The following is a 20,775-nucleotide window of genomic DNA, read 5'->3' as shown; positions in this document are numbered from 1 at the left end:
CTACCCGGACTGGCGAAACGCCGCCCTCCCTGACATAATCACTGTCCAAATAACCAGGGGGCAATGTGATCGACGATTTTGCAGCAGACGGCCAGCTAGCCAAAGCCATACCGGGATTTAAACCGCGCGAGCCGCAGCGCCAGATGGCGGTGGCGGTCAGCGAAGCGATTGAGGCCTCCCGGCCGCTGGTGGTGGAAGCGGGGACCGGAACCGGTAAAACCTACGCTTACCTGGCGCCAGCGCTGCGGGCGAAAAAAAAGGTGATTATCTCCACAGGGTCGAAAGCGCTGCAGGATCAGCTCTACAGCCGCGATCTGCCCACCGTCGCCAAAGCGCTCAAATTCACCGGCAAACTGGCGCTGCTCAAAGGGCGCTCCAACTACCTGTGCCTCGAACGCCTGGAACAGCAGGCGCTGGCGGGCGGCGATCTGCCGGTGCAAACCCTCAGCGACGTGATCCTCCTGCGCTCCTGGTCGAACCAAACTCAGGATGGCGATATCAGCACCTGCGCCAGCGTGGCGGAAGATTCCCAGGCCTGGCCGCTGGTCACCAGTACCAACGATAACTGCCTCGGCAGCGACTGCCCGCTGTATAAAGATTGCTTCGTGGTGAAGGCGCGTAAAAAAGCGATGGACGCCGACGTAGTGGTCGTCAACCATCACCTGTTCCTTGCCGATATGGTGGTCAAAGAGAGCGGCTTTGCCGAACTGATCCCCGAGGCGGAGGTGATGATCTTCGACGAAGCCCATCAGCTGCCGGATATCGCCAGCCAGTACTTTGGCCAGTCGCTCTCCAGCCGCCAGCTGCTGGATCTGGCGAAAGACATCACTATTGCCTATCGCACCGAACTGAAAGACACTCAACAGCTGCAAAAATGCGCCGACCGCCTGGCGCAAAGCGCCCAGGATTTCCGCCTGCAGCTGGGGGACCCTGGCTACCGCGGAAACCTGCGCGAACTGCTGGCGGACAGCCACATTCAGCGGGCGCTGCTGCTGCTCGATGATGCGCTTGAACTGTGTTACGACGTCGCCAAACTCTCGCTGGGGCGCTCGGCGCTGCTCGATGCCGCCTTTGAGCGCGCCACCCTTTATCGCGGGCGCCTGAAGCGGCTGAAAGAGATCAATCAGCCGGGCTACAGTTACTGGTATGAGTGCACCTCGCGCCACTTTACCCTTGCGCTGACGCCGTTGACCGTGGCCGAGAAGTTTAAAGAGGTGATGGCGCAGAAGTCGGGGAGCTGGATCTTTACCTCGGCGACACTGTCGGTAAACGACGATCTGCACCATTTCACCGCCCGGCTGGGGATCGACGAGGCGCAGACACTGTTGCTGCCGAGCCCCTTTGACTATCAGCATCAGGCGCTGCTCTGCGTGCCGCGTAACCTACCGCTGCCGAACCAGCCCGGCGCGGCGCGCCATCTGGCGGCGATGCTCAAGCCGCTGATCGAGGCTAACGACGGTCGCTGCTTTATGCTGTGCACTTCGCACGCCATGATGCGCGATCTGGCGGAGCAGTTCCGCGCCACCATGACTCTGCCGGTGCTGCTGCAGGGCGAGACCAGTAAAGGCCAGCTTCTGCAGCAGTTCGTCAGCGCCGGCAATGCCCTGCTGGTGGCCACCAGCAGCTTCTGGGAAGGGGTCGACGTGCGCGGCGACGCGCTGTCGCTGGTGATCATTGATAAGCTGCCGTTTACCTCGCCGGACGATCCGTTGCTGAAAGCGCGGATGGAAGATTGCCGGCTGCGCGGCGGCGATCCGTTCGATGAAGTGCAGCTCCCGGACGCGGTGATCACCCTTAAGCAGGGGGTGGGCCGCCTGATCCGCGATATCGACGATCGCGGGGTGCTGGTGATCTGCGACAACCGGCTGGTGATGCGCCCCTACGGCGCGGTCTTTCTGGCCAGTCTGCCGCCGGCGCCGCGAACCCGCGATATCCGCCGGGCGGTGCGCTTTCTCGCCGTGCCGCCGGCAAGGTAATCCGCCCTGAAATGTGTTAAGCTGCGCGCCATTTTGTTAATTAGCGGTTCCCACTAGACTTCGGGCGGTGTGGCGACGGGTTGTCCGTCTGCCGGAAAACAGGCTGCCTGAAGGCCTGAACTATGTAACGAGAGCGTGACCACCCATGCGAATTTTGGCTATCGATACCGCCACAGAAGCCTGCTCCGCAGCGCTGTGGAATGATGGCACCCTTAGTGCTCATTTCGAAATTTGTCCCCGCGAACATACCCAACGTATCCTGCCGCTGGTGCAGGAGGTCCTCGCCGAGAGCGGCACCACCCTGACCGAGCTGGACGCGCTGGCCTTTGGCCGCGGTCCTGGCAGCTTTACCGGCGTACGCATTGGCATCGGTATCGCTCAGGGGCTGGCGCTGGGCGCGGAGCTGCCGATGATCGGTGTTTCCACGCTGGCCACCATGGCGCAGGGCGCGTGGCGCAAAACCGGCGCCACCCGCGTGCTGGCGGCGATTGACGCCCGGATGGGGGAAGTCTACTGGGCCGAGTATCAGCGCGACGAGCAGGGCGTCTGGCACGGCGAAGAGACGGAAGCGGTGCTCAAACCGGACGCGGTGGCCGAACGGCTGGCACAGCTTTCTGGCGAATGGGCCACCGTCGGCACCGGCTGGCAGGCGTGGCCGGATCTGGCGAAAGAGAGCGGACTGACCTTAAGCAGCGGCGAAATTGAACTGCCGGCGGCAGAGGATATGCTGCCGTTAGCCTGTTATCTGCTGGCGGCAGGGAAAACCGTGGCCGTGGAGAAAGCGGAGCCGGTTTATTTGCGTAACGAGGTGGCGTGGAAGAAACTTCCGGGCCGCGAGTGAATCTCAGTAACAAGAAGACTGAGAAAAGGAGTCGCATCATGGCGGGTCAAAAACAGGGCGTTCGCTGGCTGCTGGCCGCGGCGGTTGCCGTTGCGCTGAGCGGCTGCGTATCGGTGCCGGATGCCATCAAAGGCACCAGCCCCACGCCGCAGCAGGATTTAGTGCGGGTGATGAACGCCCCGCAGCTGTACGTCGGTCAGGAAGCGCGCTTTGGCGGCAAGGTGGTCAACGTGCAGAACCAGCAGGGGAAAACCCGCTTAGAAATCGCTACCGTGCCGCTGGACAGCGGTGCGCGACCGGAACTGGGCGAACCCTCGCGCGGGCGGATCTATGCCGATGTTAACGGCTTCCTCGATCCGGTGGACTTCCGCGGTCAGCTGGTGACCGTGGTCGGGCCGATTGCCGGGGTGGTCGAAGGCAAAGTAGGCAGCACGCCCTACAAATTTATGCTGATGAACGCCACCGGCTACAAACGCTGGAACGTGGTGCAGCAGGTGGTGATGCCCCCGCAGCCGATCGACCCGTGGATGCTGGGTCCGCGCCCCTGGGGTTACGGCTATGGCGGATGGGGGTGGTACAACCCCGGCCCAGCTGAGGTCAGAAACGTTGTAACCGAATGATTTTGTTGTTTTTGTTAGTTCAAAGAAACAGCGGCCGGTCCGCTGTTTCTTTGTTTTCAGTCGAATAAGAAAAAAAATAGTGACGCGCTTCGCAACCTGCTCATTGCCTAATTAATAAACTGGTACGCTGAGTTAATATAATGTTAACAAAATGTATTTTCCAGGGGCTGTGATGACGACGAATAACTATTTCAGAGGTGATGCAGTGAAAAAGGTTTGGCTAAACCGTTATCCCGCAGATGTTCCGGCGGAGATAAATCCTGACCGCTATCAATCCCTGGTTGAACTGTTTGAACATGCCACCACCCGCTACGCCGACCAACCGGCGTTTATCAATATGGGTGAAGTGATGACCTATCGTAAGCTGGAAGAGCGCAGTCGCGCCTTCGCCGCTTACCTTCAGGAGGGCTTAGGACTACAGAAGGGCGACCGGGTGGCCCTGATGATGCCTAACCTGCTGCAGTATCCGGTGGCCCTGTTTGGCATCCTGCGCGCCGGGATGATCGTGGTTAACGTCAACCCCTTATATACCCCGCGTGAACTGGAGCATCAGCTCAACGACAGCGGCGCGGCGGCGATCGTCATCGTCTCCAACTTTGCCCATACCCTGGAAAAAGTGGTGGCGAAGACCCAGGTGAAACACGTGATCCTGACGCGCATGGGCGACCAGCTCTCCACCGCCAAAGGCACGCTGGTGAACTTTGTGGTTAAGTACATCAAGCGGCTGGTGCCGAAGTACCATCTACCGGATGCCATCTCGTTTCGCAGCGCGCTGCAGCACGGCTATCGCATGCAGTACGTGAAGCCGGAGATCGTTGCGGAAGATCTGGCGTTTCTACAGTACACCGGGGGCACCACCGGGGTGGCTAAAGGGGCGATGCTGACCCACCGCAACATGCTGGCCAACCTTGAGCAGGTCAATGCCACCTACGGCCCGCTGCTGCATCGCGGCAAAGAGTTTGTGGTCACCGCGCTGCCGCTGTATCACATTTTCGCCCTCACCATGAACTGCCTGCTGTTTATCGAGCTGGGCGGGCAGAATCTGCTGATCACCAACCCGCGCGATATCCCCGGGCTGGTGAAGGAGCTGGCGAAATATCCGTTTACCGCCATGACCGGGGTCAACACCCTGTTCAACGCCTTGCTGAACAACAAAGAGTTCCAGCAGCTTGATTTCTCCTCGCTGCACCTCTCCGCCGGCGGCGGTATGCCGGTGCAGCAGGCGGTGGCTGAGCGCTGGGTGAAACTGACCGGACAATATCTGCTGGAGGGCTACGGCCTGACCGAGTGTTCGCCGCTGGTCAGCGTCAACCCGCACGACATCGACTACCACAGCGGCAGCATTGGCCTGCCGGTGCCCTCCACTGAAGCCAAACTGGTGGACGACGACGATAACGAAGTGGCGCCGGGTCAGCCGGGCGAGCTCTGTATCAAGGGGCCGCAGGTGATGCTGGGCTACTGGCAGCGTCCTGACGCGACGGATGAGATTATTAAAGACGGCTGGTTGCACACCGGGGACATCGCGGTGATGGATGAAGAGGGATTCCTGCGCATCGTTGACCGGAAAAAAGATATGATCCTGGTGTCGGGTTTTAACGTCTATCCGAATGAAATCGAAGATGTGGTCATGCAGCACAGCGGCGTGCTTGAGGTGGCGGCCATCGGCGTGCCGTCCGGCAGCAGCGGCGAAGCGGTGAAGATCTTCGTGGTGAAGAAAGATGCCGCGTTAACCGAAGAAGCGCTGATTACGTTCTGCCGTCGCCATTTGACCGGTTACAAGGTACCGAAGCTGGTGGAATTCCGTGACGAACTGCCGAAATCCAACGTCGGGAAAATTTTGCGGCGAGAACTGCGTGACGAAGCGCGCGCTAAAGTGGACAATAAAGGCTAAGTAACGAATGAGTCGCCAGACGCCGGCTACGCCGGCGTTTTTTATGGGCGCAAGTTAAGAGAGTATGCTTTGAACTATCAGATGATCACCACCGACGATGGCCTGCGCGCTGTCTGCGAAGCGGCAAGCGCCGCCTCCGCCGTCGCTCTGGATACGGAATTTGTCCGTACCCGTACCTATTACCCGCAGCTGGGCCTGCTGCAGCTGTTCGACGGCCGCCAGGTCTCTCTGATCGATCCCTTAACGATTACCGACTGGGCGCCGATGCGCGAGCTGCTGCTCAACCCGGATGTGACCAAATACCTGCATGCCGGCAGCGAAGATTTAGAAGTCTTTCTCAACGCGTTCAACCTGATGCCGCAGCCGCTGATCGACACCCAGATCCTGGCAGCCTTCTGCGGTCGGCCGATGTCCTGGGGATTCGCCTCGATGGTGGAAGAGTATTCCGGGGTTGCGCTGGACAAAAGCGAATCCCGCACCGACTGGCTGGCGCGTCCGCTAACCGAGCGTCAGTGTGAATATGCCGCGGCCGACGTCTGGTACCTGTTGCCGATCGCCAGCCAATTAATGGCGGAGACCGATCGCGCGGGCTGGCTATCGGCGGCACTGGACGAATGCCGCCTGATGCAGCAGCGTCGCCAGGAGGTGGTCGACCCGGCCGAGGCCTGGCGCGATATCGGCAACGCCTGGCAGCTGCGTACCCGCCAGCTGGGCTGCCTGCAGCTGCTGGCGGAGTGGCGCCTGCGCAAAGCGCGGGAGCGCGACCTGGCGGTGAACTTTGTGGTGCGGGAAGAGCATCTGTGGAGCGTGGCACGCTATATGCCCACCAGCCTCGGCGAGCTCGACAGCCTCGGGTTGTCCGGTAGCGAAATTCGCTTCCATGGCAAAACGCTGATTAGCCTGGTCGAGAAAGCACAGGCGCTGCCGGAGTCGGCCCTGCCGGCGCCGCTGCAGAATCTGATCGACATGCCGGGCTACCGCAAAGCCTTTAAAGATATTAAAGCGCTGGTGCAGGAAGTGAGCGCTGAGAAGGGCGTAAGCGCGGAGCTGCTGGCGTCGCGTCGGCAGATCAACCAGCTGTTGAACTGGCACTGGCAGCTGAAAACGCAGGCCGCTGAGCCTGAGCTGATTTCCGGTTGGCGTGGTGAGCTGATGGCCGAACGGCTGAAGAGGCTGTTAAGCGACTATCCGCGCTAGCGGACGGTCTGGTTCAGGCCATAAAAAAACCGGCGGCGCGTGGCGTAGCCGGTTTTTTTTCGGGATGGAACAGCAGGTCAGGGTTTCGACTCTTCCGTTTCGGGTAGGGTCACGTTCAGCTCAAGAATGGAAATATCACCGTCCCGCTGCTCCAGTTGCACGCTGACCATCTCCGGGTCGATCTGCACGTATTTACAGATCACTTCCAGGATATCTTTGCGCAACTGCGGCAGGTAATGCGGCTCCGCGTCCCCGCGGCGGCGCTCGGCGACGATGATTTGCAGGCGTTCTTTCGCAATATTAGCCGTGTTCTTTTTTCGCGAGAGAAAAAAGTCGAGTAAAGCCATAATTTATCCTCCGAACAGGCGTTTGAGGAATCCTTTCTTCTCTTCTTCAATGAAGCGGAAAGGGCGTTCTTCTCCGAGCAGACGTTCAACGGTATCGGCATAGGCTTTGCCTGCGTCCGACGCGGCATCGAGGATCACAGGCTCACCCTGGTTGGATGCGCGCAGGACTGACTGGTCTTCCGGGATCACGCCCACCAGGTTGATGCGCAGAATCTCCAGCACGTCTTCCATGCTCAGCATATCGCCTTTATTGACGCGGCCTGGATTGTAGCGGGTCAGTAGCAGGTGCTCTTTGATCGGCTCTTCGCCATTTTCCGCGCGGCGGGATTTGGAGGCGAGAATGCCAAGGATACGGTCGGAGTCGCGAACGGAGGAGACTTCCGGGTTGGTAGTGATAATGGCTTCGTCAGCGAAATAGAGCGCCATCAGCGCACCGGTTTCAATGCCTGCCGGGGAGTCACAGACGATGAAATCGAACTCCATCTTCTTCAGTTCTTCGAGAACTTTGTCGACGCCTTCGCGGGTCAGGGCGTCTTTATCCCGGGTCTGGGACGCCGGAAGAATGTAGAGGTTTTCCGTGCGCTTATCTTTGATCAGCGCCTGGTTCAATGTGGCATCGCCCTGGATGACGTTGACGAAATCATAAACGACGCGACGTTCGCAGCCCATAATCAGGTCGAGGTTACGCAGGCCGATGTCGAAGTCGATAACGACGGTTTTCTTTCCCTTCTGGGCCAAACCTGTAGCGATGGCCGCGCTGGAGGTGGTCTTGCCAACGCCCCCTTTACCCGAAGTCACAACAATAATGCGTGCCATAGAAATTCCTTGTTAAAAAGGGATTAATTTAACGGTTGAATTGTCAAAGCGCTTTCGCCTAAACGCAGGCGTGCCGCTTTGCCATAAAATTCGGCCGGGATGTTATCGCTCAGCCAATATTCCCCGGCGATGGAGACCAGCTCCGCCGCAAGGTGGGTACAAAATATCTGGGCGTCTCTGTCGCCACCGGCGCCTGCCAATGCGCGTCCTCGCATCATGCCATATACATGGATATTGCCGTCAGCGATAAGTTCCGCACCGGCACTCACATGATTTGTAACAATAAGATCACAGTGTGGCGCATAAATGCGCTGACCGGAACGTACCGGCTGATCAATCAAACGCGTTTTTGTGATCTGACTAGCAACTGGCGGCGGCGGGGCGGGTTCGGACGGTGCCGGACGAGGGGCTTTTTCTTTCCCTTCGGTTAATAACGGGATCCCGGCGCGGTCGATTTCGGTTTTCAGGCGCGGGATTTTGCATCCGCTGACGCCCATAATGCGTAAACCGGTCGCGGCGATAGCCTCGTTGACGGCGCGCCATTCGACACTCTCCTCGACGCTGGCGATATTCACCACCACCGGAGCATGGCGTAAAAAGGCGGGAGCCTGGGCGATTTTGTCTTCTAACGCCTGACGAATAACCTCGGGATTTGCATCGTGCAAATGAACGACAGATAACGTGAAGCTACTGCCTTTAAGTTCGATTGGCGTATTTGACATCCTGGCCTTACTCAATTTGCTGTTTATCGACCGCCGAAGTGCGGTGATATTCCGAAGACTAAAAGGCATGTTATAGTCACTGATATATTGAGGCAAGTGACCACGGGTCTAATTCCGAGTAAAACTATGTTTTGTGTGATCTATCGAAGTACTAAACGTGAACAAACCTATTTATACGTCGAAAAAAAGGACGATTTCTCACGCGTTCCTGACGAGCTCATGCGCGGTTTCGGCACGCCGCAAATGGCGATGCTGCTGCCGCTGGATGGGCGCAAAAAACTGGTTAACGCCGACCTTGAAAAAGTGAAACAGGCGCTAAGCGAACAGGGCTATTACCTGCAACTTCCTCCGCCATCTGAAAATCTACTAAAGAAACACCTGGCGGAACAGGGGAAACAATCCGATTAACCCACGAGGGAAAATAATGTACCAACATCATAACTGGCAGGGAGCGCTCCTGGATTATCCGGTGAGCAAAGTGGTTTGCGTCGGCAGCAATTATGCAAAGCACATCAAGGAAATGGGCAGTGCGACGCCGGAAGAGCCGGTGCTGTTTATTAAACCTGAGAGCGCGCTGTGCGATCTCCGTCAGCCGTTGGTGCTTCCTGAGGGGCTGGGTTCGGTGCATCATGAAGTGGAGCTGGCGGTGCTGATCGGCGGTACGCTGCGTCAGGCGACGGAAGAGCATGTGCTGAAAGGGATTGCCGGCTATGGCGTCGCGCTGGATCTCACCCTGCGCGACCTGCAAGCTAAAATGAAAAAGGCCGGGCAGCCGTGGGAGAAGGCCAAAGGCTTCGATAACGCCTGTCCGATCTCCGGCTTTATTCCGGCGGCCGAGTTCCACGGCGACCCGCAGAATACGCCGTTAAGTCTGAAGATTAACGGCGAAGTGCGCCAGCAGGGCACTACCGCCGACATGATCCATAAGATTGTGCCACTGATCGCCTATATGTCGCGCTTCTTTACCCTCAAAGCCGGCGACGTGATCCTCACCGGCACCCCGGAAGGGGTGGGACCGCTGCACAGCGGCGACGAGCTGGAGGTCGGTTTCAACGGCCTGTCGCTCACCACCCGCGTACTGTAAGCGTGGTTTGCCGCCTTTTGGGGCGGCAAAACTTGCATCGTCGTGCCAGACTGGTTATAAGGTGCACCCTTAACTGGCAACGACGGACATTCCGATGAGCGAACAACCTTTCTGGCAACAAAAAACCCTGGATGACATGACCGACGCGGAGTGGGAATCGCTGTGCGACGGCTGCGGCCAGTGCTGCCTGCATAAGCTGATGGATGAAGATACCGATGAGATCTACTTCACCAACGTCGCCTGCCGTCAGCTCAATATCAAAACCTGCCAGTGCCGTAACTACGAGCGTCGCTTCGAATATGAGCCGGACTGCATCAAGCTCACTCGTGAAAATCTGCCGACCTTCGAATGGCTGCCGCCGACCTGCGCCTATCGCCTGCTGGCGGAAGGCAAACCTCTGCCGGCCTGGCACCCGCTGCTGACCGGCTCAAAAGCGGCGATGCACGGCGAACGCATCTCCGTCCGCCATATAGCGGTGCCCGAGTCCACCGTTGTCGACTGGCAGGACCATATCCTCAATCTGCCTGACAGGGCGCGGTAAGCCCGTCACGCTTTCTTCGCGTGAAACAGCCCGTTTTCACCGTCGGTTTCTTCCGCCACCCAGAAGTGAATATTGAAGCGGGCATCGTCGCTGAGTTCGACGCGGTGCCAGTACTGCGGCGGACTGGTGGCAAACTGCCCGGCATGAATCACGACTTTTTTCTCCGGCTCCGTCGCCTGTTCATTGGCAAAACCGTAATAGGTGACCGTACCTTCCATGACGCACAACTGACCGAAGACACCGGCCGCGGTGTTGTGGTGACTCAGCAGGGCGGCGGGGACGTTCTCTTTGGTAAAGAACGGGGTGGAGCGTTTAACTTTCCAGTCTGCGGGGATCAGTAAAGATGACATGTGAGCTCCTGTGGGGTTATAAAAGATGTATTTAATATGCACCTTTTGGTGTCTGTGGTCAACCACGGACAGGAAAGGATTCAGTGATGAACGGCAGGCACAAAAAAACGCCCCGTAGGGCGTTTCAGTGTGCGGTACTCGCTGCGGCTTAGCGGCCAAACAGATCGCGCTTTTTGGCTTTAAAAGGCTGAGCAACGATCACCAGGATAGCGACCACCAGATAAGCCGCGAAAATTCCCACCAGCCATTGCGGCATCTCCAGCGACAGGAACTGCCACTGGCGTACCGAACAGTCGCCGGACGCGACAAACACCTGCGGCAACCATTTATCCAGCGGCAGCCAGCTCGGGAAACGGGCGGCGAAATCGCAGGTCTGGAACGGCGATGGGTGCAGCTGAATCATCGTATGTTCCCACGCCAGCTGTAGCCCACGTACCGCGCTGTACAGCCAAATCAGCATGGCGACATAGCGCAGCGGCGTTTTAGGGGCGATAGCGCCCACCAGCCCCGCGCCCATGATGCCAAACAGGGCGCAGCGTTCATAAATGCACATCACGCACGGCTGCAGCAGCATCACGTGCTGGAACCACAGCGCGACGAGTTCGAGAATGAACGCGGTCAATGCCATCAGCAGCCAGGCGCCGCGTCCCCGCGAGCACTGGTTTAAATATTGCAACATAATCATTTCCCTGGAAGATGCTAAATCATGGCAGTGTAAACGAAAACCGTACCGACGCCAGCGGCCCGGCGGAAAATATTACGTAACTGGTTATTGAATCGCCCGGGCGAACCCGGGCGACGCGTGGATCACGGCAGGGTGGGGGTAACCAGCCAGCCGTGAGCCAGCAACCATTCGGTGACCGGCATCAGGGTGAACTCGACGCACAGCAGGCCGACCAGCGTCAGTACGAGGGTGTAGGGCAGGGCCATCCACACCATGCGGCCATAGGAGAGTCGGATAAGCGGCGCCAGCGCGGAAGTCAGCAGGAACAAGAATGCCGCCTGGCCGTTCGGGGTGGCCACTGACGGCAGGTTGGTGCCGGTGTTGATTGCCACCGCCAGCATCTCAAACTGCTTCAGGCTGATGGCGCCATGCTCGAGGGCGGTTTTCGCTTCGTTGATGTAGACCGTGCCGACAAAAACGTTATCCGAGATGGACGACAGCAGGCCGTTAAACAGATAAAACAGCGACAGCTGCGCGTGCGGAGAGGCCTGCAGAACAAACTCGATGACCGGCGTGAACAGCTGCTGGTCGATGATCACCGCCACTACGGCAAAGAACACCGTGAGCAGCGCGGTGAAGGGCAACGCCTCGGTGAACGCCTTGCCAATCGCGTGCTCATCGGTCACCCCGGTAAAGGTGGTGGCGAGGATGATCACCGACAGGCCAATCAGGCCGACCTCAGCCAGGTGAAAAGCGAGGGCGACGATCAACCAAACGCCAATGAGCGCCTGGGCAATCAGCCGTAGCCGCTCCTGACGACTGCGCTGGGCGCGGCTGCGATCGTCAAACTCCTGCAGCACCTTGCGCACCGTCGGCGGCAGCGGTTCGCCGTAGCCAAACAGGCGATACTTTTCCACCAGCAGACAGGTTAACAGACCGCAGACCATCACCGGCAGGGTGACGGGCGCCATGCGGAGAAAGAACTCGCCAAAATGCCAGCCCGCCGCTTTGGCGATAATCAGGTTTTGCGGTTCGCCGACCATGGTCATGACGCCGCCGAGCGCGGTCCCGACGCCGGCGTGCATCATCAGGCTGCGTAGAAAGCCGCGGAACTGCTCCAGCACCTCGCGGTAGTGTTGCTCGATATGGCTGTCGTCGAGCAGGTCGCTATCGTCCGGGCGTGCCGAGGCGACGCGGTGATAGATGCCGTAGAACCCGACGGCGACGCTTATCACCACCGCCACCACCGTCAGCGCATCGAGAAAGGCGGAGAGGAAGGCAGCGGCCAGGCAGAAGGCCAGCGACAGCAGCATCTTGCTGCGGATCCCTAACAGCAGGCGCGTAAAGACAAACAGCAGCAGCTGCTTCATAAAGTAGATGCCCGCCACCATAAACATCAGCAGAAGCAGCACTTCCAGGTTGCTGGCGATCTCTTCCCGCACGTGCGCTGGGCTGGTCATGCCGATCAGCAGCGCCTCGATAGCCAGCAGGCCACCCGGCAGCAGCGGATAGCACTTCAGCGCCATGGCGAGGGTAAAGATAAACTCAACCACCAGCAGCCAGCCGGCGACAAATGGCGCCACGGCGAACACCAGCGGATTGATAATTAAGAAAATGATTAATGCCAGCTTGTACCAGTCAGGCGACTGGCCAAGAAAATTGCGCCACAGCGCGCGGCCATAAGAAATTTCCACGACAGAATCCTTCCCCGTCAATTAGTGCATGATTTTGTGCGTAACTATTGGCAAGAGTACCAGTTGAGCAAAATGAGAAGCAACTTTCTTCGCAGCGCTGCGGCGGTTACGGGAGATAAGGAAAAGCGTAAAGTAAAAACGGAAAATGAAACGGCGATCCCTTTTTAATTCACTTGCGATGCTATCTGCGCTATAGCGGCTCTGGTATGATGAGTGCAATTGCAACAATGTGTAATGGAAATATTATTATGGTCATTAAGGCGCAGAGCCCTGCGGGTTTCGCGGAAGAGTATATCATTGAGAGCATCTGGAATAACCGCTTCCCACCTGGATCGATTCTCCCCGCTGAACGCGAGCTTTCTGAGCTGATCGGTGTCACCCGCACCACGCTGCGCGAAGTGTTGCAGCGTCTGGCGCGTGACGGCTGGTTGACCATTCAGCACGGCAAACCCACCAAAGTGAACAACTTCTGGGAGACCTCCGGGCTGAATATCCTTGAAACACTGGCGCGTCTCGATCACGACAGCGTCCCCCAGTTGATTGATAACCTGCTCTCCGTGCGCACCAATATTTCCACGATTTTTATTCGCACCGCGTTCCGTCAGCATCCGGATAAAGCGCTGGCGGTGCTGGACAGCGCCCGGGAAGTGGAAGATCACGCCGACGCCTTCGCCGATCTCGATTACAACATTTTCCGCGGTCTGGCTTTCGCCTCCGGCAACCCGATTTATGGCCTGATCCTCAACGGCATGAAGGGGCTATATACCCGCATCGGCCGCCACTACTTCTCCAGCCCGGAAGCGCGCAGCCTGGCGCTGGGCTTTTATCATCAGCTGGCGAAGGTGTGCGAAGGCGGCCTGCACGATCAGGTGTATGAGCTGGTTCGTCGCTACGGCCATGACAGCGGCGAGATCTGGCACCGGATGCAGAAATCGCTGCCCGGCGATTTAGCCATGAATGTGCGTTAAGCCGCTATTCGCGATCGATAAATAAAATAAGGGGGCCGATGGCCCCCTTCGTCGTTTTAACGTCCCGCAATGCTATAGCGCGTTTGGCCGCGCCGGGCAGCGGTCCAGCAGCTCAATGCTGCCGTCGGCATTCTGCTGCTCCAGCAGCACATCGAACCCCCACAGACGATGCACATGTTTCAGCACTTCGCGCCGCCCTTTGTCCAGCGGGACGCGGTTGTGCGGCACATAGCGCAACGTCAGCGAGCGGTCGCCGCGCAGGTCAACGTTCCACACCTGGATATTCGGCTCGAGATTGCTGAGGTTATATTGCGCCGAGAGCTTGTTGCGGATTTCGCGATAGCCCTCTTCGTTGTGGATCGCCGAGATCTCGAGATAATTGTTGTGATCGTCGTCGAGCACGGTAAAGAAGCGGAAATCGCGCATGATCTTCGGCGACAGGAACTGGCTGATAAAGCTCTCATCCTTGAAGTCGCGCATGGCGAAATGCAGCGTTTCCAGCCAGTCGGAACCAGCGATATCCGGGAACCAGTACTTGTCCTCTTCGGTAGGCGACTGGCAGATGCGCTTGATGTCCTGGAACATGGCGAACCCCAGCGCGTAGGGGTTAATCCCGCTGTACCACGGACTGTTGTACGGCGGCTGGAAGACCACGTTCGTGTGGCTGTGGAGAAACTCCAGCATAAAGCGCTCGGTCACTTTCCCTTCATCATAGAGATGGTTGAGGATGGTATAGTGCCAGAAGGTGGCCCACCCCTCGTTCATCACCTGGGTCTGTTTCTGCGGGTAGAAATACTGGCTGACTTTGCGCACGATGCGCAGGATCTCGCGCTGCCACGATTCCAGCAGCGGGGCGTTCTTCTCCATAAAGTACAGCAGGTTCTCCTGCGGTTCGGAAGGGTAGCGGCGGGCGGACTCAATCGCCTTCTCCTCTTCGCGCTTCGGCAGGGTACGCCACAGCATATTCACCTGGCTCTGCAGATACTCTTCCCGGTTTTTCTGCCGCGCCTTCTCCTCCTGCAGCGAGATTTTTTGCGGACGTTTATAGCGGTCGACGCCGTAGTTCATCAGCGCGTGGCAGGAGTCGAGCAGTTTCTCCACTTCGTCGACGCCATAGCGCTCTTCGCACTCGGTAATGTATTTGCGGGCGAAAATCAGGTAGTCGATGATTGAGCTGGCGTCGGTCCAGCTGCGAAACAGGTAATTGTTTTTGAAGAACGAGTTATGCCCGTAGCAGGCGTGCGCCATCACCAGCGCCTGCATGGTGATGGTATTTTCTTCCATCAGATAAGCGATGCAGGGATTGGAATTGATGACGATCTCATACGCCAGGCCCTGCTGGCCGTGCTTATAGGCCTGCTCGGTCTCAATGAATTTTTTGCCGAACGACCAGTGCGGATAGTTGATGGGCATGCCGACGCTGGAGTAGGCGTCCATCATCTGTTCGGAAGTAATGACTTCGATCTGGTGCGGGTAGGTGTCAAGACGATAGAGCTTAGCGACCCGGTCCACTTCGGCCAGGTAGGTCTCCAGTAACTCAAACGTCCAGTCGGGTCCATCGCTTAAACGGGTGGTGTCCCTGTTCATGGAGTCAATCGTAGCCATTAGCGCGCCCTCGTTGTTGTTGGTTTTCTCTGAACGGAAAACCTCTAAACAAGCATAGAACACCGCACAGCAAACTGTGTTGTCAGCCAATCGCTTTTCTTCGCGATTTCCCCATCTCAAAGCCGTTTTTTGCGCTTATTTGCAGAATTAAATGCTGGGTAAAAATAAAGCGCAGCATGAGATCGTAAATCTTACAGCTCAGGACTGGTGCGGTTTGCTGTGAGTTAAGTCACCATAAATAAAGCGTATGTTGAATAATATTTTCAACTGAGTTATCAATTTGTAATTAGATGATTGTTCTTTAACTGTTACGGAGTTGCTATGCGTGTCGTCATACTGGGAAGTGGGGTGGTTGGGGTAGCCAGCGCGTGGTATTTGAGTCAGGCGGGTCATGAGGTGACAGTCATCGACCGTCAGCCCGGTCCGGCAGAGGAGACCAGCGCGGCCAACGCCGGGCAGATATCTCCCGGCTATGCGGCGCCCTGGGCGGCGCCGGGAGTGCCGCTGAAGGCGATCAAATGGATGTTCCAGCGCCATGCGCCGCTGGCGATCGGCCTTGACGGCACGTCGTTCCAGCTGAAGTGGATGTGGCAGATGCTGCGCAACTGCGACACCCGCCACTATATGGAGAACAAAGGCCGGATGGTGCGCCTGGCGGAGTACAGCCGCGACTGCCTGAAGGCGCTGCGCGACACCACCGGCATTCAGTATGAAGGGCGTCAGGGCGGGACGCTGCAGCTGTTCCGTACCGCCAAACAGTATGAAAACGCCACCCGCGACATCGCGGTGCTGGAGGACGCCGGCGTGCCCTATCAGCTGCTGGAGGCGAAGCGGTTGGCGGAAGTGGAGCCCGCGCTGGCGGAGGTTAGCCACAAACTGACCGGCGGCCTGCGTCTGCCAAACGATGAAACCGGCGACTGCCAGCTGTTTACCACTCGTCTGGCGGCGATGGCGGAACAGGCCGGGGTCACCTTCCGCTACAACACCGCGGTGGACGCCCTGCTGCAGGAGGGCGATCGCATTGCCGGGGTGAAATGCGGCGATGAGATTATCAAGGGCGACGCCTATGTCATGGCTTTTGGCTCTTACTCGACGGCGATGCTCAAGGGGCTGGTGGATATTCCTGTCTACCCGCTGAAAGGCTATTCGTTAACCATCCCGATTGCCCAGGAAGACGGCGCGCCGGTTTCCACTATCCTTGATGAGACCTATAAAATCGCCATCACCCGTTTCGATCAGCGCATTCGCGTCGGCGGTATGGCCGAGATCGTCGGTTTTAATAAAGCGCTGCTGCAGCCGCGTCGCGAAACCCTGGAGATGGTGGTGCGCGATCTGTTCCCGCGCGGCGGCCACGTTGAGCAGGCCACCTTCTGGACCGGCCTGCGGCCGATGACGCCGGACGGCACGCCGGTGGTCGGGCGCACGGCGTTTAAAAACCTGTGGCTCAACACCGGCCACGGCACGCTTGGCTGGACCATGGCCTGCGGCTCCGGGCAGCTTATCAGCGATCTGATCTCCGGCCGCACGCCGGCGATCCCTTACGACGATCTGGCTGTCGCCCGCTATAGCCCCGGGTTTACCCCGGCGCGTCCGCAGCATCTGCATGGCGCACACAACTAAGGAGCTTGCATGACCCGTCCGGTAGTGGCCAGTATCGACTTGCTGGCCTTGCGGCAGAATTTACAGATAGTGCGTCGCGCGGCCCCCGGGTCGCGCCTGTGGGCGGTGGTCAAAGCAAATGCTTATGGCCATGGCGTGGCGCGGGTATGGAGTGCGTTAAGCGCGGCGGATGGTTTCGCCTTGCTCAACCTGGAAGAGGCGATCCTGCTGCGCGAGCAGGGCTGGAAAGGGCCGATCCTGTTGCTGGAGGGCTTCTTCCATGCCGATGAGCTGGCGGTGCTGGATCAATATCGCTTAACCACCAGCGTCCACAGCAACTGGCAGATTAAGGCGCTGCAGCAGGCGAAGCTGCGCGCGCCGCTGGATATCTATCTCAAGGTGAACAGCGGTATGAACCGGCTGGGCTTTATGCCGGAGCGGGTGCATACCGTCTGGCAGCAGCTGCGGGCGATAAGCAACGTCGGCGAGATGACGCTGATGTCGCACTTCGCGGAGGCGGAGAACCCGCAGGGGATTGTTGAGCCGATGCGCCGGATCGAACAGGCGGCGGAGGGGCTGGATTGCCCACGCTCGCTGGCCAACTCGGCGGCGACGCTCTGGCATCCGGAAGCGCATTTTGACTGGGTTCGTCCCGGCATCGTGCTGTATGGCGCATCGCCCTCCGGGCAGTGGCAGGATATCGCGAACACCGGCCTGAAGCCGGTGATGACCCTGCGCAGCGAAATCATCGCCGTGCAGAACCTGCGCCCCGGCGAAGCGATTGGCTATGGCGGCCTGTATCGCACCACCCAGGAGCAGCGGATCGGCATCGTCGCCTGCGGCTATGCCGACGGCTACCCGCGGGTGGCGCCGAGCGGCACGCCGGTGCTGGTGGACGGCGTACGCACCACCACCGTCGGGCGCGTGTCGATGGATATGTTGGCGGTCGATTTAACGCCCTGTCCGCAGGCCGGGATCGGCGCGCCGGTCGAACTGTGGGGCAAAGAGATTAAAATCGACGACGTGGCGGCCAGCTGCGGCACCGTCGGCTATGAGCTGATGTGCGCCCTGGCGCCGCGGGTGCCTGTTGTGACCCTGTAACCTGTTCCGGGGCGGATCACTCCGCCTCGTCTTCCGCGACCCGTACCCCTACCTTCAGCACGTGATCGTTCTCTTTTTCCGCGACTGTCCATACCATCCCGGCGAACTCCACCTGGTCGCCCACCACCGGCGCGGCGCCCAGCAGCTGCTGCACCACTTCCCCCAGCGACTGCTGATGTTCGCGGAACTCCTCTCCGCCGTCGAGGCCGTAGATTTGCGCCACATCGGCGAAGCGGGCCTCGGCATCAAGTATAAAGTCGCCGAAAAAACGCTGATCGAGCGCCACCGGCGGCGACTGGCTGAACATTTTGCCCAGCGCCGGCAGGTCGTGCTCGCGGCCAATGACGCACAGGATATCGCCTTCCCGCAGGCGGGTGCTGCCGGTGGGGTGCAGCAGGGCATTGTTGCGAAACAGGGCGGCAATCCGCGTCTCCGGCGGCATATGCAGGTCGCGCAGCGCCGCGCCGATGCACCATTTATCGGCGCCCAGCTGGTAGACAAACTGCTCCCACGGGTTTTCCGGGTGAATATCCAGCCCGACGCGGGAGATGGGCCAGCTGACGGGCGGCACCACCACTTTGGCTTTTTTCGCCGCCCACGATAGCGATGTGCCCTGGAGCAGAAGCGACACCAGCACCACGAAGAAGGCGACATTGAAGAACAGGCGGGCGTTGTCCAGGCCGGCCATCATCGGGAACACCGCGAGAATAATCGGCACCGCGCCGCGCAGGCCGACCCAGCTGATAAATACCCGTTCGCGGAGGTTGAACCCGCGGAACGGCAGCAGACCGGCAAATACCGACAGCGGACGGGCAATGAAAATCATCCACATCGACAGCAACAGCGCCGGGATAGCGATCGGCAGCAGGTCGGAGGGCGTCACCAGCAGGCCCAGCACCAGGAACATGGCGATTTGCGCCAGCCACGCCAGACCGTCGAAGTTCTGCAGGATACCGTGCCGGTTGCGGATAGGCCGGTTGCCCAGCAGAAAGCCGCAGAGATAGACGGCGAGGATACCGCTGCCGTCGAGGGTAGTGGTGACGGCGAAAATCATGATCCCGCCGCTCAGCGCCAGCAGCGGATAGAGCCCGGCGGGCAGCACGATGCGGTTGATCATCTGCAGCAGCAGGTAGCCGCCGCCGAGGCCGATGGCGATCCCGAGACCGAACTGTTGAATGATATGCACGGCGAACATCCAGCTGAGGCCGGTCTGGTGCTGCTGGATCATTTCGATCAGGGTGATGGTCAGGAAGACCGCCATCGGGTCGTTACTGCCTGACTCAATCTCCAGCGTCGAGCCGACGCGCTCGTTGAGCCCCTTGCCGCCGAGCAGCGAGAAGACCGCCGCGGCGTCGGTGGAGCCGACAATGGCGCCGATCAGCAGGCCTTCGATCATATCCAGTTTGAACAGCCAGGCCGCCATCATCCCGGTCAGCGCCGAGGTGATCAGCACCCCGACCGTCGCCAGCGACAGTGCTGGCCACAGCGCGACGCGAAAGGAGCTGGCCTGGGTGCGCATCCCGCCGTCCAGCAGGATCACCGCCAGCGCCAGGTTACTCACCATGTAGGCGAAGGGGTAGTTGTCGAAGGGGATGCCGCCGATGCCGTCAATGCCTGCCAGCATCCCGATGGCCAGAAAGATGACCAGAATCGGGATGCCAAGGCGCGAAGAAAAGGAGCTCAATAAGATACTGCAGGTTACTAAAACAGAACCCAGAATAAACAGACTAATGACCGCAGCGGCGTCCAATGTTCACGTACTCCCTGACTGGCGTGAAAAAATGGCTAAAAGTGACACTATTTTAACAATTCGCAGGGAATCCGCCTATGCGTCTGGGAAATTTATTCTGCCAGCACCGGGTGGCCGCTGATTGTCAGGGTGGTGGCTGATGGCTGGTTGACCAGCCGCGCGCGCGCGCCCAGCGGCAGGGTCACCGTGCGCTGCTCGTGGCCAAACTCCAGTCCGCTTATCAGCGGTACAGAGAGCTGCTGGCGCAGATAATCAAACACCTGCGGCAGGTCATATCCCACGTCATAGTCGTTCGGCGCGCCGCCGGTGAAGCTGCCGAAGATCACCGCCTTCTGCGCCGCCAGTACGCCGCTGTGCAACAGCTGAAGCAGCATGCGTTCGACGCGGAACGGGTGCTCATTGATATCCTCCACCACCAGGATGCCGTCGCGGATCGCCGGCAGCCACGGGGTACCGATAAGCGAAGTCAGCATCGCCAGATTCCCGCCCCACAGGGTGCCTTCCACCCGGCAGTTCGGCCCTTCGCCCGGCCATTCGAGGGTGAATTCAGGCTGGCGCAGCGCCTGCCAGAAATGCTGTTCGGTAAACGGATCGAGGGTCTCCGCGCCGAAGTTCCCTGCGAGCATCGGCCCGCTGAAGGTGACGACGTTGCCCATGGCCAGCAGGCCCGACTGGATGACGGTGAAATCGCTGTGGCCGCAAATCAGCAACGGGTCACGCTGCTGGCGGGCAATCAGCCCCTGCCAGTCGATATGCGGCAGCAGGCGGCTGGCGCCGTAGCCGCCGCGCACCGCGAGAACGATCCGGTTGCGGCCCGGCAACTGGGCAAGCTGGTTAATATCGGCCAGCCGTTCATGTTCAGTTCCGGCGAAACGCTGCTGCCGACGGGGAATGACCTGCTGGTGGGCCACCTCGTGCCCGGCCTGCTGCAGACGCTCGACGCCGCGGGCCGCCGCCTGCTGGTTGATGCAATAACCGGATGGCGCGACCAGATAAAACTGAGACATGA

At 59.2% G+C, this 20,775-nt stretch carries 20 protein-coding genes and 1 pseudogene; 12 read left to right on the top strand and 9 right to left on the bottom strand.

Features of this window, described 5'->3' with window-relative positions:
• The first annotated feature begins 65 nt into the window (after positions 1 to 65).
• From GT756_RS16025 to rnd, 5 genes are all read left to right on the top strand, one after another.
• Positions 66 to 1,976, top strand: a complete 1,911-nt coding sequence (locus GT756_RS16025; protein ID WP_004175456.1) for an ATP-dependent DNA helicase — start codon at positions 66 to 68, stop codon at positions 1,974 to 1,976.
• A gap of 145 nt (positions 1,977 to 2,121) precedes the next feature.
• The gene (gene tsaB / locus GT756_RS16020; RefSeq protein ID WP_017900203.1) at positions 2,122 to 2,817 is read left to right on the top strand and encodes a tRNA (adenosine(37)-N6)-threonylcarbamoyltransferase complex dimerization subunit type 1 TsaB; all 696 of its coding nucleotides are present in this window, start codon (positions 2,122 to 2,124) and stop codon (positions 2,815 to 2,817) included.
• 38 nt (positions 2,818 to 2,855) lie between these two features.
• Positions 2,856 to 3,437: a Slp family lipoprotein gene (locus GT756_RS16015; protein ID WP_032456304.1), complete on the top strand. Its 582-nt coding sequence runs from the start codon at positions 2,856 to 2,858 to the stop codon at positions 3,435 to 3,437.
• A 205-nt stretch (positions 3,438 to 3,642) separates the two neighbouring features.
• Positions 3,643 to 5,328, top strand: a complete 1,686-nt coding sequence (gene fadD / locus GT756_RS16010; protein ID WP_025999236.1) for a long-chain-fatty-acid--CoA ligase FadD — start codon at positions 3,643 to 3,645, stop codon at positions 5,326 to 5,328.
• Between the two features lie 81 nt (positions 5,329 to 5,409).
• On the top strand, positions 5,410 to 6,525 hold the full coding sequence (rnd, locus tag GT756_RS16005) for a ribonuclease D (protein WP_072500816.1): 1,116 nt from the start codon (positions 5,410 to 5,412) through the stop codon (positions 6,523 to 6,525).
• 77 nt (positions 6,526 to 6,602) lie between these two features.
• Here rnd and minE read toward each other — a convergent pair whose 3' ends face one another.
• From minE to minC, 3 genes are read right to left on the bottom strand one after another with little or no spacing between them, the layout of a single operon-like run.
• The gene (gene minE, locus GT756_RS16000) at positions 6,603 to 6,872 is read right to left on the bottom strand and encodes a cell division topological specificity factor MinE (protein WP_004103270.1); all 270 of its coding nucleotides are present in this window, start codon (positions 6,870 to 6,872) and stop codon (positions 6,603 to 6,605) included.
• A gap of 3 nt (positions 6,873 to 6,875) precedes the next feature.
• Positions 6,876 to 7,688, bottom strand: coding sequence for a septum site-determining protein MinD (minD, locus tag GT756_RS15995; protein WP_002910900.1), 813 nt, complete (start codon positions 7,686 to 7,688; stop codon positions 6,876 to 6,878).
• Between the two features lie 23 nt (positions 7,689 to 7,711).
• Positions 7,712 to 8,410, bottom strand: a complete 699-nt coding sequence (gene minC / locus GT756_RS15990; protein ID WP_004203323.1) for a septum site-determining protein MinC — start codon at positions 8,408 to 8,410, stop codon at positions 7,712 to 7,714.
• Between the two features lie 126 nt (positions 8,411 to 8,536).
• Here minC and GT756_RS15985 point away from each other — a divergent pair, with 126 nt between their 5' ends.
• The 3 genes from GT756_RS15985 to GT756_RS15975 all read left to right on the top strand — a co-directional run bounded on the left by GT756_RS15985 (position 8,537) and on the right by GT756_RS15975 (position 10,035).
• Positions 8,537 to 8,818 carry a YcgL domain-containing protein gene (locus GT756_RS15985; protein WP_004203320.1) on the top strand — a complete coding sequence of 94 codons (282 nt, stop codon included), beginning with the start codon at positions 8,537 to 8,539 and terminating at the stop codon, positions 8,816 to 8,818.
• A 16-nt stretch (positions 8,819 to 8,834) separates the two neighbouring features.
• Entirely contained in the window at positions 8,835 to 9,494 is a 660-nt protein-coding gene (locus tag GT756_RS15980) for a fumarylacetoacetate hydrolase family protein (RefSeq protein ID WP_023318603.1), read from the top strand.
• Positions 9,495 to 9,588: 94 nt separating this feature from the next.
• A complete protein-coding gene (locus GT756_RS15975; RefSeq protein ID WP_017900197.1) occupies positions 9,589 to 10,035 on the top strand; it encodes a YcgN family cysteine cluster protein in 447 nt (148 codons plus the stop codon).
• Between the two features lie 5 nt (positions 10,036 to 10,040).
• On the opposite strand, the gene GT756_RS15970 is transcribed toward GT756_RS15975, so the two are convergent.
• From GT756_RS15970 to nhaB, 3 genes are all read right to left on the bottom strand, one after another.
• Positions 10,041 to 10,385 (bottom strand): DUF1971 domain-containing protein, encoded by a 345-nt coding sequence (locus tag GT756_RS15970; protein WP_002910895.1) that lies wholly within the window; start codon positions 10,383 to 10,385, stop codon positions 10,041 to 10,043.
• 148 nt (positions 10,386 to 10,533) lie between these two features.
• Positions 10,534 to 11,064 (bottom strand): disulfide bond formation protein DsbB, encoded by a 531-nt coding sequence (dsbB, locus tag GT756_RS15965; protein ID WP_004203315.1) that lies wholly within the window; start codon positions 11,062 to 11,064, stop codon positions 10,534 to 10,536.
• Positions 11,065 to 11,192: 128 nt separating this feature from the next.
• On the bottom strand, positions 11,193 to 12,743 hold the full coding sequence (gene nhaB, locus GT756_RS15960; protein WP_004203313.1) for a sodium/proton antiporter NhaB: 1,551 nt from the start codon (positions 12,741 to 12,743) through the stop codon (positions 11,193 to 11,195).
• A gap of 248 nt (positions 12,744 to 12,991) precedes the next feature.
• Between nhaB and fadR the strand changes: the two genes are divergently transcribed.
• Positions 12,992 to 13,711 carry a fatty acid metabolism transcriptional regulator FadR gene (gene fadR / locus GT756_RS15955; RefSeq protein ID WP_004203311.1) on the top strand — a complete coding sequence of 240 codons (720 nt, stop codon included), beginning with the start codon at positions 12,992 to 12,994 and terminating at the stop codon, positions 13,709 to 13,711.
• 72 nt (positions 13,712 to 13,783) lie between these two features.
• On the opposite strand, the gene GT756_RS15950 is transcribed toward fadR, so the two are convergent.
• Positions 13,784 to 15,316 (bottom strand): SpoVR family protein, encoded by a 1,533-nt coding sequence (locus GT756_RS15950; RefSeq protein ID WP_160124915.1) that lies wholly within the window; start codon positions 15,314 to 15,316, stop codon positions 13,784 to 13,786.
• A 76-nt stretch (positions 15,317 to 15,392) separates the two neighbouring features.
• On the opposite strand from GT756_RS15950, the pseudogene GT756_RS25930 reads away from it, so the two are divergent.
• The 3 genes and pseudogenes from GT756_RS25930 to dadX all read left to right on the top strand — a co-directional run bounded on the left by GT756_RS25930 (position 15,393) and on the right by dadX (position 18,016).
• Positions 15,393 to 15,539 (top strand): annotated as a pseudogene (locus GT756_RS25930) (hypothetical protein).
• A 98-nt stretch (positions 15,540 to 15,637) separates the two neighbouring features.
• On the top strand, positions 15,638 to 16,936 hold the full coding sequence (locus tag GT756_RS15945) for a D-amino acid dehydrogenase (protein ID WP_160124914.1): 1,299 nt from the start codon (positions 15,638 to 15,640) through the stop codon (positions 16,934 to 16,936).
• Positions 16,937 to 16,945: 9 nt separating this feature from the next.
• Positions 16,946 to 18,016, top strand: a complete 1,071-nt coding sequence (dadX, locus tag GT756_RS15940; protein WP_004203306.1) for a catabolic alanine racemase DadX — start codon at positions 16,946 to 16,948, stop codon at positions 18,014 to 18,016.
• A gap of 16 nt (positions 18,017 to 18,032) precedes the next feature.
• Here the strand turns inward: dadX and GT756_RS15935 are convergent, their stop codons facing one another.
• Both GT756_RS15935 and ldcA read right to left on the bottom strand, forming a co-directional pair.
• The gene (locus GT756_RS15935; RefSeq protein ID WP_004203303.1) at positions 18,033 to 19,766 is read right to left on the bottom strand and encodes a potassium/proton antiporter; all 1,734 of its coding nucleotides are present in this window, start codon (positions 19,764 to 19,766) and stop codon (positions 18,033 to 18,035) included.
• A 92-nt stretch (positions 19,767 to 19,858) separates the two neighbouring features.
• Entirely contained in the window at positions 19,859 to 20,773 is a 915-nt protein-coding gene (gene ldcA, locus GT756_RS15930) for a muramoyltetrapeptide carboxypeptidase (protein WP_017900195.1), read from the bottom strand.
• Positions 20,774 to 20,775 lie beyond the last annotated feature (2 nt).

Source organism: Klebsiella sp. Q2 (genome assembly GCF_009900705.1).
Classification (GTDB): Bacteria; Pseudomonadota; Gammaproteobacteria; order Enterobacterales; family Enterobacteriaceae; genus Klebsiella; species Klebsiella quasipneumoniae.
Note: the sequence above shows the minus strand (reverse complement) of the source record. Positions and strands in the feature narration are given on the sequence as shown.

Bases quoted from the DNA above. Each gene is read 5' to 3' on its own strand.
- tsaB (WP_017900203.1), top strand. From the start codon at position 2,122: ATGCGAATTTTGGCTATCGATACCGCCACAGAAGCCTGCTCCGCAGCG.
- GT756_RS16015 (WP_032456304.1), top strand. From the start codon at position 2,856: ATGGCGGGTCAAAAACAGGGCGTTCGCTGGCTGCTGGCCGCGGCGGTT.
- rnd (WP_072500816.1), top strand. From the start codon at position 5,410: ATGATCACCACCGACGATGGCCTGCGCGCTGTCTGCGAAGCGGCAAGC.
- minE (WP_004103270.1), bottom strand. From the start codon at position 6,872: ATGGCTTTACTCGACTTTTTTCTCTCGCGAAAAAAGAACACGGCTAAT.
- minD (WP_002910900.1), bottom strand. From the start codon at position 7,688: ATGGCACGCATTATTGTTGTGACTTCGGGTAAAGGGGGCGTTGGCAAG.
- minC (WP_004203323.1), bottom strand. From the start codon at position 8,410: ATGTCAAATACGCCAATCGAACTTAAAGGCAGTAGCTTCACGTTATCT.
- GT756_RS15985 (WP_004203320.1), top strand. From the start codon at position 8,537: ATGTTTTGTGTGATCTATCGAAGTACTAAACGTGAACAAACCTATTTA.
- GT756_RS15980 (WP_023318603.1), top strand. From the start codon at position 8,835: ATGTACCAACATCATAACTGGCAGGGAGCGCTCCTGGATTATCCGGTG.
- GT756_RS15975 (WP_017900197.1), top strand. From the start codon at position 9,589: ATGAGCGAACAACCTTTCTGGCAACAAAAAACCCTGGATGACATGACC.
- GT756_RS15970 (WP_002910895.1), bottom strand. From the start codon at position 10,385: ATGTCATCTTTACTGATCCCCGCAGACTGGAAAGTTAAACGCTCCACC.
- dsbB (WP_004203315.1), bottom strand. From the start codon at position 11,064: ATGTTGCAATATTTAAACCAGTGCTCGCGGGGACGCGGCGCCTGGCTG.
- fadR (WP_004203311.1), top strand. From the start codon at position 12,992: ATGGTCATTAAGGCGCAGAGCCCTGCGGGTTTCGCGGAAGAGTATATC.
- GT756_RS15950 (WP_160124915.1), bottom strand. From the start codon at position 15,316: ATGGCTACGATTGACTCCATGAACAGGGACACCACCCGTTTAAGCGAT.
- GT756_RS15945 (WP_160124914.1), top strand. From the start codon at position 15,638: ATGCGTGTCGTCATACTGGGAAGTGGGGTGGTTGGGGTAGCCAGCGCG.
- dadX (WP_004203306.1), top strand. From the start codon at position 16,946: ATGACCCGTCCGGTAGTGGCCAGTATCGACTTGCTGGCCTTGCGGCAG.
- ldcA (WP_017900195.1), bottom strand. From the start codon at position 20,773: ATGTCTCAGTTTTATCTGGTCGCGCCATCCGGTTATTGCATCAACCAG.